We start from the raw sequence: 12,308 nt of genomic DNA, 5'->3' as shown, positions 1-12,308 counted from the left end.
TGAACCAGACAAAGCCAAGGCCTAGCGCCTTGGCTCTACTCTTTATAACGATTTAATAACCCTACATTTTGAAGGTATAAGCAGTCCTTCGGAGAGAGCGATGAAACAAGATAACGCATTAAAACAAGTCGCTGAAATGGCGAGAATTGCCGACAGCTACGTAAGCGCGTGGGGAGATGAAGCAAAAGTTGCTGATGAAACAATTCGTCGACTACTCGCGTCTTTAGGCTATGACACAACCAATGATGAAACTCTTCTAAAATCAGCGGAGAAAAAGCACAAGCAAGAGGTGCTCGCTTCTGTTCAGGTAGTCCGTGATGGAGAGCCAATTGAAGTGGTGCTCAATCTTGGTGCGAGTGCTCGCGAAAGTGAGTTCAGCTGGCGTCTCGATACAGAGCAAGGAGAGGTACTTGAAGGCTATCTTCAATCGCAAATCGTTCGTGATGAGCGCAAAGAGGGTGGCCCTTTAGTGTTTGCATTACCAAGTGATATTGCTTGGGGTTATCACAAACTGACGATTTCTCGTAAACGTCGTAAAGCGCCTTATGAAATGACGCTAATTGTGACGCCAAAAGCATGTTACAAGCAGGATGCTATCGTCGATGGTAAGAAAATGTGGGGCCCAAGTGTCCAGCTTTATACGCTACGCACTCAGCATAACTGGGGTATTGGTGATTTCGGGGATCTGAAACAGTTAGTGGCAGATATCGCTTCCCGCGGTGGTGATTTTGTTGGTCTTAACCCTATTCATTCACTGTTCCCTGCCAACCCAGAAGGCGCGAGCCCATACAGCCCTTCATCACGTCGTTGGTTGAACATTCTCTACATTGATGTGAGCTCAGTACCTGAGTTTTCTCTTAGCATTGAAGCGCAGCAAAAAGTGGGCAGTGCGGAGTTCCAGCAACGTCTACAAAAAGCACGTGAATCTCATTGGGTGAATTACAGTGAAGTCGCGGATCTCAAAATGAGTGTGCTACCGCAGCTGTTTACTGAGTTTAAAAAGCGTCATCTGGATAAAAATAGCGAACGTGCACAGGCTTTCTTAGCGTTCGTCGAAGAAGGTGGCGAAAGCCTAATTCACCAAGCTGCGTTTGATGCTCTGCATGCGGAACTGCATGCGAAAGATTCAAACATCTGGGGCTGGCCAGTATTCCCGGAAGAGTTGCGTAAGTTTGAAAACCGCGCGGTTCAGGATTTTATCGAGCAAAACAAAGATCAAGTACATCTTTACATGTACCTGCAATGGGTGGCTGATATCCAAATTAAAGAGGCGCAGGCTCTAGCAGAAGAGAAAGGCATGTCTGTTGGCTTGTACCGTGACCTTGCCGTCGGTGTTGCGGATTCTGGTTCAGAAACATGGGCAGATGAAGGCAACCTAGTCATGGATGCAAGCATTGGTGCTCCACCAGATATTCTTGGTCCTTTGGGTCAGAACTGGGGTCTACCACCGCTTAACCCACAAGTGCTTCAAGCGACGGGTTACGATGCATACATCAAGCTACTGCGTGCGAACATGAAGCATTGTGGTGCATTGCGTATTGACCATGTACTGGGTTTACTGCGTTTGTGGTGGATCCCGAAAGGTGAAAACGCGACTCAAGGTGCTTACATTTATTACCCTGTGGAAGACATGCTCGCAATCTTGGCTCTAGAGTCTCATCGCCATCAATGCAGTGTGATTGGTGAAGACTTAGGTACTGTGCCGGATGAGATTGTTGATATTCTGCGTGACGCAGGTGTTCACTCATACAAGGTGTTCTTCTTCGAAACATCAGAAGATGACGGTGGTTTTATCTCTCCAGCACACTACGCTGAACAATCTATGTCTGCTCTGTGTACTCACGATATGCCGACTCTACGTGGTTTCTGGCACTGTGATGACCTGAAGATGGGCCAAGAGTTAGGCCTTTACCCAGATGCCAAGCAACTAGAAGGTCTGTTTGCGAGTCGTCTAGAGTGCAAGCAAGGTATCCTAGATTCCGTTGCATGGCACGGTTACTTGCCTGAAGGCGTTGGTCGCGATGCTCAGTACGTACCTATGGATTCCTACCTAGCGGAAGCACTGCAACTGCACGTTGCTGCGGGATCTTCGACCCTGTTGAGTATTCAGTTGGAAGATTGGCTGGAAATGGACAAGCCAGTTAACATTCCAGGCACGGTTGACGAGTACCCGAACTGGCGTCGTAAGCTGTCGATGAACCTTGATGAGGTTTTTGCTCATGAAGGGGTAAATCGTATTGCTCATAAGCTCACCGAAGTTCGCGCTAAAGTGAGTAAATAAAACGGATTTACAAGGTGTACATGGAAAATTTTTCGGTCAGGTCACTCTATGTAAACGCCGAATTCGCTACACTGTTGTAACGCTAATTAAGCCCGCTACCTAGCGGGCTTTTTGGGTCATAGAACCCCTTTATATTTCAGCCAAACTCATTTGAATAAAGAAAGTTAGGTTAGGGAGAGAATAACTTGAAAACGACAACGTTAGATAAGGCGACAAAGATATATAACCAACTTTCACACGCGACATTTTCTGACCCTTTTTCTTTCATCGGCCCATTTCTAAGTGGTGAACAAGAGGCATTGCGTGTTTGGATGCCAGGTGCGGACAAAGTTGAGTTAGTTATTGATGATCAACGTATCGAACTTGAACGTGAGGACGCTTCGGGCTTTATCCTCAAACAAAACAAAGATCTACGCTTTAGCCACTATCTATTAGCCGTTGATTGGAATGGAACCGAACAACTGATTGACGACCCATATCAATACCACACGATTTACGCAGAGTATGACGATCTGCATACACCAAAAGAGATGTACAAGCACATGGGTGCTCAATTCATCACTTTGGAGCGAGATGGCAAACAGATCTCCGGTATCCGCTTTCTGGTTTATGCACCGCATGCGTCAGCGTGTAGCTTAGTCGGTGAGTTCAACCAATGGGATGGTCGTCGCACGCCAATGCAGCGTCTCGATTATGGTATCTGGGGTATCTTCATTCCAAACCTCGCTGAAGGCACACAGTACAAGTTCGAATTAAAAGGTCCTAATGGTGAAGGCTTACCGCATAAAGCGGACCCTTGGGGCGCATACTCTGAGCAATATCCATCGTTTGCTTCTGTGGCTTATGATCACAGCCGTTATCAGTGGAACGATAAAACATGGCAAGAGCGAGAAGTTACACAGAAACGTAAGCAGGCGCTCTCATTTTATGAGCTACACGCAGGTTCTTGGCGCCGCAATGCCGATGGTGATTTCCTTAACTATCGCGAACTGGCGGATCAGTTAATTCCTTATTTAGTCGATATGGGCTATACACACGTTGAACTGATGCCGGTTTCTGAGCACCCATTCTATGGTTCTTGGGGTTATCAGCCGGTTGGCCTGTTTGCGCCAACCAGCCGTTATGGTTCGCCAGACGACTTCAAATACTTTGTTGATCAATGCCATCAGTCGGGTCTTGGCGTGGTGCTTGATTGGGTTCCTGCGCACTTCCCATCGGATGACCATGGCTTGGCGAACTTTGATGGCACGCCACTGTTCCATGATCCTGATCCTCGTCGCGGTTGGCATCAAGATTGGAACTCGTACATCTACGATCTTGGTCGTGAACATGTTCGCCGCTTCCTCGTGTCTAACGCGCTTTACTGGTTCGAACAATTCCATATTGACGGTATTCGCGTTGATGCGGTTGCTTCAATGCTATATCTCGACTACTCGCGCAGTCACGATCAATGGATTCCAAATATCGATGGTGGCAACGAAAACTACGATGCGATCGCGACCCTTAAGTGGATGAACGAAGAAGTTTACAAACACTTCCCGAATGCCATGACCATTGCTGAAGAATCGACCGCTTTCCCTGGTGTTTCTGCGCCAACCTTTATGGGCGGATTGGGCTTTGGCTTTAAGTGGAATATGGGCTGGATGCATGACTCGTTATCATACATTCAGGAGGATCCTGTTCATCGCAAATACCATCACGATACCATCACTTTCCCATTAGTTTACGCTCATAGTGAAAATTACGTTCTGTCTCTGTCACATGATGAAGTGGTTTACGGTAAAGGCTCTATTCACAACAAGATGCCGGGGGATGAGTGGCAGCAAACAGCAAACTTGCGCGCTTACCTCGGCTACATGTATGCACAACCTGGTAAGAAGCTCAACTTTATGGGCGCTGAGATTGGTCAGACTGCGGAATGGAATCATGATGATCAGCTACAGTGGTTCTTACTTGAATTTGAACGTCACCAAGGTGTGCAGAGCCTAACCAGAGATCTTAATAAGCTTTACGCAAGTGAAAGAGCGATGCACGAACTCGACTGCGAACCGCGCGGTTTTGAGTGGCGTCTACAAGATGCGGCAGAAGCCTCGATTTTGGCTCATGAACGTTTGAGTGACAACGGTGAGAGAATTTTGGTGATCACCAACTTCACACCTGTTCCTCACGACAATTTCAGGCTAGGCGTACCTTTGGCAGGCGAATATGAATTGCTGCTCAATACGGACAGTGCTAAATATCATGGTAGCGATTATTCAGTTGCACAACAGGTAACGACCGAGGCAGTAGAAAGTGAAGGATTGGCACAATCTATTTCACTGCGTCTGCCTCCACTAGCGACCGTATTCTATAAGTTTAAATAGCTAAATAATAAGTAACACAAGGGTCAGCTTCCATCGCTGGCCCTTTTTATTGGCTAAGATCAGGCTTTGAATCGTCTTGATAGTTTGGTAACTGCTGCTTGAGACCCTTAAAAGTATTGCGAGCGCTCTCTTTAGCCAATTTGTTGATTAGCCAGTTAGGCAGAGCACCGCCAGGATTAGCAAATGCGGTGTACTCTATTAACGTCATTCCGTTGGTTAGCTTTTGCAGTGTCCAAGTCGCTTTCACTGCGGTAATACGGATGTAACCATCTTGTTCGGGCAAACTTGCGGGAGGGGCATCTTTGATATTTAGCGTAAAGCCTATCTCATCCACGGAGTATTTTGAGTAAGTCACCATATCGCGATCTTTGGCGGGCCAGGGAGCGGAAAACTGGGTGTAGACAATGTTTTCGTTTGGTGAGATTTGCCTTACAACGCGGCTGTGACTGACGTTATCAATCCAGTTGGGCACATTCTCCGTGTCTTCTAACAGGGTGACAAAAGCCCCATAACTGGTTGGCGCAAACATACGTGCGCGAATTTCTACCAGTCCATCACTATGATGGCGGGAGAAGATGGTGATTCCGTCTTTGTCACCTTCAAATTGCCAATGGGTTGATGCTTGGCAATAACCGATACCTGATAGTATCAACAGGGCATAAATGAGGCTTTTCCTTAAGCTTGTCATAACCTTACTCAACGATTAATTTCTGATTTAATTCAAGCATACTTACAGTACAGAGCAAAGTCTCCCTATTAGGAAAGGAGACAATTGGCACTGGCAGTTTGGTCACTAATCATTTAGCTTGTTACCTTTCACTTCTAGACAGTAAAGAGAGCATGATGATTACCACCGACAATTTGATACTGACACCGGTATGTGAAGCGGATCTCGATATCTATTCAGCGATTCTAGGTTGTAATGAGCTGACTAAATACCTGCCGAAAGGTGAGGCCTATACTGCTGAAGAAATAAAGCTACATGTTCGTAACCGCGTGCGACACTGGCAGCATGGTTTTGGCTCTTACGCGATAAGATTAACCAGCGATCCTGAAACTAAAATTGGTTACGTTGGTGTTGAGCAGTGTCAAGACCCTGCGTATAGCGATATCCGTTATGCTCTGCTGCCTGATTATCAGGGCAAAGGCTATGTATTTGAAGCGGCTCAGGCCGTGATCAGAGAAACCTTTAAAGCCAATAAACACGATAAGATCTATGGCGTTGCCCTTGCAGCCAATTTTGCCTCGCTGGCGATACTGAAAAAGCTCGGTATGACCCAAGAAGTCAATACACGACTCTACGGTGAGGTTGAAGGGCTAGAAACTTTCGCCCTCGATAAGTCCGCGTGATCAAGGCCAGTCGCTATGGTTAGTGCTGCACGCGACCGCGCAGGGATTTCGTTTGTGATTTAATTCCCTTACTCTTGAGCCTGCGCTCTTTAGATGCTCTGGTTGGCTTGGTTTCGCGGCGTTTTTTCTGTACCACCATCGCAGAACGGATAAGCTCCGCTAAGCGATTGAGCGCATCCTCTTTGTTCTGCTCTTGGGTTCGAAATTGCTGCGCCTTGATGGTGATAACCCCCTCTTTAGATAGACGGGAATCTTTGAGGGCGAGTAGACGCTCTTTGTAGATAGCTGGCAGAGTAGAATGCTTCACGTCGAACTGAAGATGAATCGCAGAGGACACTTTATTCACGTTCTGACCGCCTGAACCTTGCGCTCGTATAGCGGTCAGTTGGATCTCCCAGGATTGAAGGGTAACGGTATTAGAAATCTTCAGCATTAGGGCTTACGACAAAAACAGACACCGACCTATTTTAGCCTTACTGAAACTCTTCGCCATGGTTTTCGAGTCTCTTGTGACCACATTCCTGACAGACTACATAGCGATCAATCAATTCTAGAGAAGCCAGCGCACCACCGACGGCAGCACCACTAACAAATCCAGAAAGAAAGGCCTTAAATTGTTCCTTTTTGCTTTTACCGTACTTCGACGGTTTCTGCTTTATCAGTTCTTTGTGCTCGGTCTCTTTGGCACATTTTTCACACCATTGGATAGTCATATTATCACCTTATCACCTTATCACCTTATCACTGTCTTGCTGCCAACTGACGAAAATGCCAACGATTACCAGTCTAATGTGAGTGAGTTCATATGTCATCATTGATAAATGGTAATTTATGATTGTAGTGCCGAGTCGCTAGCGGCAGCGATGGTAGACAACTTATGTGGCAATATTTGTTTGGATTCCGAACTGGGTAAGGGGACCACGTTTACAGTCACCCTACCTGTTAGCTCATGAGTGAGAAAATGAGCATTATAGCCTTAGCCAAGGTAGTGGAGAGTGATAACTGCGCTAGATTTAGAAGGGAACTTGTAACGGTTAGGTGACAGTATGCAAATGAATCCGGTTGGTTGGTTTGAAATCTATGTGAATGATATGCCGCGAGCGAAAGCTTTTTATGAAGCAGTACTTGAAACCTCATTGGAGCATCTCGAAGATGTCGCCAATATGGGGGGCGAGATGTGGCTGTTTCCCTCTGATATGGAGCAGTATGGAGCATCTGGTGCGTTGGCGAAAATGGAAGGCGTCGTAGCGGGTGGCAACAGTACTATGGTCTATTTCTCATGTCAGGATTGTGCGGTCGAGGAATCTCGTGTTGAACAAGCGGGTGGCAAGGTAATGAATAGCAAATTTTCCATCGGCCCGCATGGATACATTGCCATAGTGGCTGACACGGAAGGCAATATGATTGGCCTCCACTCAATGAGCTAAAAAAACGCCCCCGATGTGAGTCGGGGGCGTTAATTTTAGTTGATAGTTGCCGCGGTTTGATGACCCATAGCAATGAGCGTATCGAGGATCTTTTCACCATCGGCACGCAGTCCGTTGTGCTCGTACTCGTTGGTAATCCACGCTTGTGAATTTGGAATCTTTGCCAAGGTTTCACGACTAATGTCCATTTCGACGAACATATCATCAGCGTATACCGCGCAGCTCACAGGTACTTTGTTATTGGCAAGCACATCCGCATGGTACAAGGGGGCCCAATCCTGTTTTGCTGCCAGTTGTTCTGCTGCTTGTTTGAGTGGTTTCAGGCAGTGGTATTGGTCGAACATCCACGGAAACACCATCTCGCCGGTAAAGTAGAATGGCTTTTCTTTTGTGTAGTTAAATTCATCTCGTGTCTGACGAATACGATGAGCACTCCAGTTTGAAGCAAAGCTCTGGCAGTAGATCGACTCATGCAGGATGGCGTAGATAGGGTTGGTCTGGAAACCTTGTTCCATCAGCATGCTGTTGAGGAATTCGTAACGTAGCTGCGGTTTACCATTCACCTCAATCAAAGCATTTTCCAACGCATAGTAAGTTGGCAGGAAGGTATCACTCATACCGAAATTGATACCAATCTGCTGAAATTGCTCAACCGTGAAACGCTGCCCGTTGGGCAGAAACTCATCGTTCTCAAGCAGATGGTCGGCAATCTGCTTACACAGTTGCTGCGCTTGCGGAAACTGTTTGAAGAAAGCTTGGTTCTTTTCCATCGTACGCTTGAACGTGGCCTGATACACCTCGTCAGGATGACGGTGAATAGATGGCACACCTCCAGTGATGTAGCTACGAGAAAGGCTTTTAGGGAACAGTGACAGGTAAGTAAGTGAACAAAAACCACCAAAGCTCTGACCGAGAATCGCCCACTGGTTAATACCAAACTGTTGACGAATAAATTCCGCGTCACGAACGATATTGTCTGCACGGAAATGACTTAGGTACTCAGCTTGCTGCTCTGCCGAGAACGGAGCCAGAGTTTGATGGGTGATCACAGAACTATTGCCAGTACCGCGTTGATCGAGGAGTAACACTCGGTACTCTTGTAGGGCACGTTTTACCCAGCCATTGTGACCATTCTGGCGTGGAGACGGGAACCCCGGTCCACCCTGAAAATAGACCAGCCAAGGCTTAGTGCTGTCGCCATCGGCGACCAGTGATAGTTCACGAGCAAAGATTTCAATTGTCCCTTGTGCGCTGTCTGCGTAGTTTAAGGGTACTTGGAAATAGTGCGGAGTGTATTTAACACCAGCATCAATAAATGGGTGAGCTTTCATAATTATTATCAGGACTTCCGTGACTTAGAGATGGCGTATCTTATCCTGATGCGGAACAGATACCAATCGCTGTTTGATGAGTGAGGCATGTGTTCAGTGTCAGCTAGCCGCCAGTGTCTAGCTGTACTCATTCAAATTTTTCAAACAAGCTGTTCGCTTCTGCCCTCTGTATGAAAGGCATATCGCTCTCTAAACTACACCTATCAAGTTATCGGGAGGCGATCATGGCGAATCGAGTAATCAAGCAAATCATCCGCACTCATGCGACATCTGATGGTGATGGTGTGAAAATCCAACGTGTCGCTGGGTTTAACAATACACAATTTTCACCATTTTTGATGGTCGATGAGTTGAAATCGGATCAACGTAAAGACTATGTCGGTGGATTTCCTCCACACCCACACCGTGGCATTGAAACCCTAACCTATATGCTCAAAGGCCACTTTCAGCATCGTGATCATATGGGAAATGTTGGTGAACTTCGCAGTGGTGGTGCGCAATGGATGGCGGCGGGTCGTGGCGTTATCCATAGTGAGATGCCCATTATGGAAGAGGGCGATTTGCACGGTTTTCAAATTTGGATTAACCAGCCTGCCCGAGACAAAATGAAACCCGCGCAATATTTTGACTTCCAACCAGAAACCATCACTGAACATAGCGGTGATGAACTTGGATTGCTGCGGGTATTAGCTGGAACCTTAATTGCCAATGGTGAGACGTTAACGGGGCCGCTAGACAGAACAGGGGTCGAACTGAGTGTTTCTGATTGGCGTTCTGAGCAAGGACAGCAACTTTCAATTGAGGTGCCAGAACACTTTAACATGATGGTTCTTAGCTATCAGGGCTCTGTCGCTATTGATGGTCAGGTAGTCAATCAAGGTGAACTCGCTCTGTTGAGCAAGGGGGACAAGGTGTCTCTGACCAACCTCGCATCGGGTGGGGTACTGATCTTTTCTGGTCAACCGATCGATGAGCCTGTTGTTCATTATGGGCCTTTTGTCATGAACAGCATGGCTGAAATTGAGCAAACCATTCGTGATTACAACGCTGGTGTGTTTGAAACATATTAACTGAACCTTTGTGACCGCCATTCGGTCACTGACGACAACCCCAGAGTAATTGGAGTCACGACCGGATCTCGAAGCTAATCAAGCATGAACAACGTTCTTTCTAATCTGCCAATTTCTCTCAATGCTTTAGCTAATCCATTCTGTTTGGGGTAACTAGCCAGCTTTTTCATCATCAGAGAAGCGGTGACTGTCCCTTGCCTAATTGATGTGGCGAGACGCAATACCTCATCCCAATGTGGCTCGATATCTTTTGGTTTCAAACTTGTTGGAGAGATAATGGATTTAAGTCATTGATTAATAATCCCTTATCGCTCTTATATTGACTCAATATTTATCACCTTCATTAATGTTCAAAGATCTTCACTCCCCTTTCTTTAAGTCTTCTGGCAACGTAATCGTATAATGATCTAACATGTTGATGTGTTTGTATATTGGTGGGGATAGCTGAGAGATATCTTCTTCTACAATTTCTTCACTATTGGATTTCATCTAATTTAATGCTTGCTGTACGTAGAGAGTGTTCCATAACACGATTGCATTTGTAACGATACCTAATGCGCCCAACTGATCTTCTTGTCCCTCACGATAACGCTTTTTGATTTCTCCGCGTAGACCATAGCAAACGGCTCTAGCGACAGCGTGTCGACCCTCCCCCCTATTGAGTTGTGTTAAGATCCGGCGACGATAATCCTCGTCGTCTATATAATTAAGCAAGTACAATGTTTTGTTGACTCTGCCGACTTCCATGATGCCCTGAGCTAACCAGTTCTGATGCTCGAATGGTTCCAAGCTTTAATGAACCGACTGTACGCATCATTTCATCCCACTGTTCTTTTGCTTTTGAAAGAGTCGTACAGCTTCGAGCCAAATCATCTAACGGTCCATAGGCAGCGGACTTATCTACTCGCCAGAATACTGCTTCTCCTGCATCAGCCAATCGAGGGGAGAACTGATACCCTAACAACCAGAATAACCCAAATATAATATCGCTAGCGCCGGCAGTATCTGTCATTATCTCTATGGGGTTGAGCCTCGTCTGTTGCTCAAGTATTCCCTCCAATACATATAATGAGTCTCGTAACGTTCCTGTCACGATGATACCTTGAAAACCCCGTGAGGTACGGGGCATTACTCATTTCGATTCCGATTTACGCGCTTGGCGGAGTACCTTCACCATTCGATACAATCGCATCCATTTGCACTAGCGCACCAATTGGTAACGCGGAAACTCCAACCACTGTTCGCGCTGGAAGCTCTTCTTCAAAATAACTTGCGTATATTTCATTGACTGAGTCCAGATCCGCCATATCTGTAAGTTGGATGTTTATCTTAACGATATCATCCATCACATGACCGACACTTTCTATAATCGCCTTTAAGTTGTTCAAGCACTGCATCGCCTGTTCTTTTGCGCCAACCGCAACGACAGCTTTTGTAATTGGGTCTATAGGCAACTGCGCCGAAAGATTGTTGTAATGCGAAAATGCGACAGTTTGCGTCGATAGTGCGTGGCTAGGGGCGTTTTTAGTGTTGTTTGCTCTGATCACAATGCCATGTCGATCTTCTACCGCTTGTGGAGGAGTGCCGTCACCATGTGAGACTGTGGCATCTATCTGCACTAGCGCATTCATAGGTAAGCCCTCTGCAACCATCAACGAACGAGCAGGCATGTAACTTACCGCTCTGGCTATTGCAGAGTCAGGGAAGAAGGTGCTGTACACTTCGTTAATTGCTTCAACGTCTTCAAGGCTTGAGACCTGAATATTGATCTTAACGATATCGTCAAATGGAGCATCAATGCTTGCTAGTACCGCTTTGAGGTTTTTAAGACATTGAACAGCTTGCTCTTTGGCGTCACCCGCAACAATATTCCCCGTTGCTGGAACAATCGGTAGTTGAGCTGACAAATGGTTATAATGGGAAAAAGCAACAGTATGTGTTGATAGCAAACATGCTGGTGCATCAGCTGTATTTTTCGCCACTTTAACCAAATCACACGCTTCTTGAGGATAAGTTCCTTCACCATTAGACAACACCGCATCCATCTGAACTAGCGCTCCTTCTAGTGGCAGCGCCGAAACCGCAAGCACGGTACGCGTTGGGAAGTAGCCTTGGAAGAATGAAGAATACACTTCGTTTACAGCATCGAGATCCTGAATATTTTTAAGATATACGTTCACTCTGACGAGATCATACATGCCGTGACCAATGCTTTCGACTATAGCTTTAATATTCATCAAGCACTGCTCTACCTGCACTTTAACGCCACCTAAAATCAACTTTCCAGTTTTAGGACTGACAGGCAACTGAGCCGAAATATTGTTGTAGTGGGAAAACGCAACAGATTGCGTCGACATCTGATTTAATGGGGCGTTATCAGTGTTTCTTGAAATTTTTTTGATACCGATACTCATGTCGATATTTCTCCTTGTATGGCGACTCGTAGAAGTGCTTATTTTTAGGAAGCTTTAAACCAATCACCGGAA

Annotated in this window: 10 protein-coding genes and 2 pseudogenes; 5 read left to right on the top strand and 7 right to left on the bottom strand. The window is 46.2% G+C overall.

The genetic code is table 11. The annotated features are described in order from the left end of the window. Positions 1–100 precede the first annotated feature (100 nt). A complete protein-coding gene (gene malQ, locus QTN94_RS13550) occupies positions 101–2,281 on the top strand; it encodes a 4-alpha-glucanotransferase (RefSeq protein ID WP_331427923.1) in 2,181 nt (726 codons plus the stop codon). Between the two features lie 185 nt (positions 2,282–2,466). Then, complete coding sequence (gene glgB / locus QTN94_RS13545; protein ID WP_331427922.1) at positions 2,467–4,644, top strand: 1,4-alpha-glucan branching protein GlgB; 2,178 nt, start codon at positions 2,467–2,469, stop codon at positions 4,642–4,644. Between the two features lie 46 nt (positions 4,645–4,690). Here glgB and QTN94_RS13540 read toward each other — a convergent pair whose 3' ends face one another. Next, complete coding sequence (locus QTN94_RS13540; protein ID WP_331427921.1) at positions 4,691–5,332, bottom strand: START domain-containing protein; 642 nt, start codon at positions 5,330–5,332, stop codon at positions 4,691–4,693. 152 nt (positions 5,333–5,484) lie between these two features. On the opposite strand from QTN94_RS13540, the gene QTN94_RS13535 reads away from it, so the two are divergent. After that, a complete protein-coding gene (locus tag QTN94_RS13535) occupies positions 5,485–5,994 on the top strand; it encodes a GNAT family N-acetyltransferase (RefSeq protein ID WP_331427919.1) in 510 nt (169 codons plus the stop codon). A 19-nt stretch (positions 5,995–6,013) separates the two neighbouring features. Here the strand turns inward: QTN94_RS13535 and arfB are convergent, their stop codons facing one another. Both arfB and QTN94_RS13525 read right to left on the bottom strand, forming a co-directional pair. Then, on the bottom strand, positions 6,014–6,427 hold the full coding sequence (gene arfB / locus QTN94_RS13530; protein WP_138971256.1) for an alternative ribosome rescue aminoacyl-tRNA hydrolase ArfB: 414 nt from the start codon (positions 6,425–6,427) through the stop codon (positions 6,014–6,016). 40 nt (positions 6,428–6,467) lie between these two features. After that, positions 6,468–6,707, bottom strand: a complete 240-nt coding sequence (locus QTN94_RS13525; RefSeq protein ID WP_331427918.1) for a hypothetical protein — start codon at positions 6,705–6,707, stop codon at positions 6,468–6,470. A 333-nt stretch (positions 6,708–7,040) separates the two neighbouring features. Here QTN94_RS13525 and QTN94_RS13520 point away from each other — a divergent pair, with 333 nt between their 5' ends. Then, a complete protein-coding gene (locus QTN94_RS13520) occupies positions 7,041–7,421 on the top strand; it encodes a VOC family protein (RefSeq protein WP_331427917.1) in 381 nt (126 codons plus the stop codon). Positions 7,422–7,456: 35 nt separating this feature from the next. Here QTN94_RS13520 and QTN94_RS13515 read toward each other — a convergent pair whose 3' ends face one another. Beyond that, positions 7,457–8,752 carry an alpha/beta fold hydrolase gene (locus QTN94_RS13515; protein WP_331427916.1) on the bottom strand — a complete coding sequence of 432 codons (1,296 nt, stop codon included), beginning with the start codon at positions 8,750–8,752 and terminating at the stop codon, positions 7,457–7,459. A 221-nt stretch (positions 8,753–8,973) separates the two neighbouring features. Between QTN94_RS13515 and QTN94_RS13510 the strand changes: the two genes are divergently transcribed. Beyond that, positions 8,974–9,822: a pirin family protein gene (locus tag QTN94_RS13510; RefSeq protein ID WP_443088794.1), complete on the top strand. Its 849-nt coding sequence runs from the start codon at positions 8,974–8,976 to the stop codon at positions 9,820–9,822. A 77-nt stretch (positions 9,823–9,899) separates the two neighbouring features. Here QTN94_RS13510 and QTN94_RS13505 read toward each other — a convergent pair. From QTN94_RS13505 to QTN94_RS13495, 3 genes and pseudogenes are all read right to left on the bottom strand, one after another. Further along, positions 9,900–10,109, bottom strand: a pseudogene (locus QTN94_RS13505) (Tn3 family transposase); the annotation flags it as partial. Positions 10,110–10,311: 202 nt separating this feature from the next. After that, positions 10,312–10,951: pseudogene (locus tag QTN94_RS13500) on the bottom strand (Tn3 family transposase). Between the two features lie 19 nt (positions 10,952–10,970). After that, a complete protein-coding gene (locus tag QTN94_RS13495) occupies positions 10,971–12,236 on the bottom strand; it encodes a RidA family protein (protein WP_331427914.1) in 1,266 nt (421 codons plus the stop codon). Positions 12,237–12,308: the final 72 nt, after the last annotated feature.

Origin of the sequence: Vibrio sp. M250220 (assembly GCF_036533795.1) — a bacterium.
In the GTDB taxonomy this organism is placed as follows: Bacteria; Pseudomonadota; Gammaproteobacteria; order Enterobacterales; family Vibrionaceae; genus Vibrio.
The sequence above is the reverse complement of the archived record's forward strand: the minus strand, read 5'-3'. Positions and strand labels throughout refer to the sequence as shown.

Coding starts and splice junctions, on each gene's coding strand:
- malQ (WP_331427923.1), top strand. CDS start 101: ATGAAACAAGATAACGCATTAAAACAAGTCGCTGAAATGGCGAGAATT.
- QTN94_RS13540 (WP_331427921.1), bottom strand. CDS start 5,332: ATGACAAGCTTAAGGAAAAGCCTCATTTATGCCCTGTTGATACTATCA.
- QTN94_RS13535 (WP_331427919.1), top strand. CDS start 5,485: ATGATGATTACCACCGACAATTTGATACTGACACCGGTATGTGAAGCG.
- arfB (WP_138971256.1), bottom strand. CDS start 6,427: ATGCTGAAGATTTCTAATACCGTTACCCTTCAATCCTGGGAGATCCAA.
- QTN94_RS13525 (WP_331427918.1), bottom strand. CDS start 6,707: ATGACTATCCAATGGTGTGAAAAATGTGCCAAAGAGACCGAGCACAAA.
- QTN94_RS13520 (WP_331427917.1), top strand. CDS start 7,041: ATGCAAATGAATCCGGTTGGTTGGTTTGAAATCTATGTGAATGATATG.
- QTN94_RS13515 (WP_331427916.1), bottom strand. CDS start 8,752: ATGAAAGCTCACCCATTTATTGATGCTGGTGTTAAATACACTCCGCAC.
- QTN94_RS13495 (WP_331427914.1), bottom strand. CDS start 12,236: ATGAGTATCGGTATCAAAAAAATTTCAAGAAACACTGATAACGCCCCA.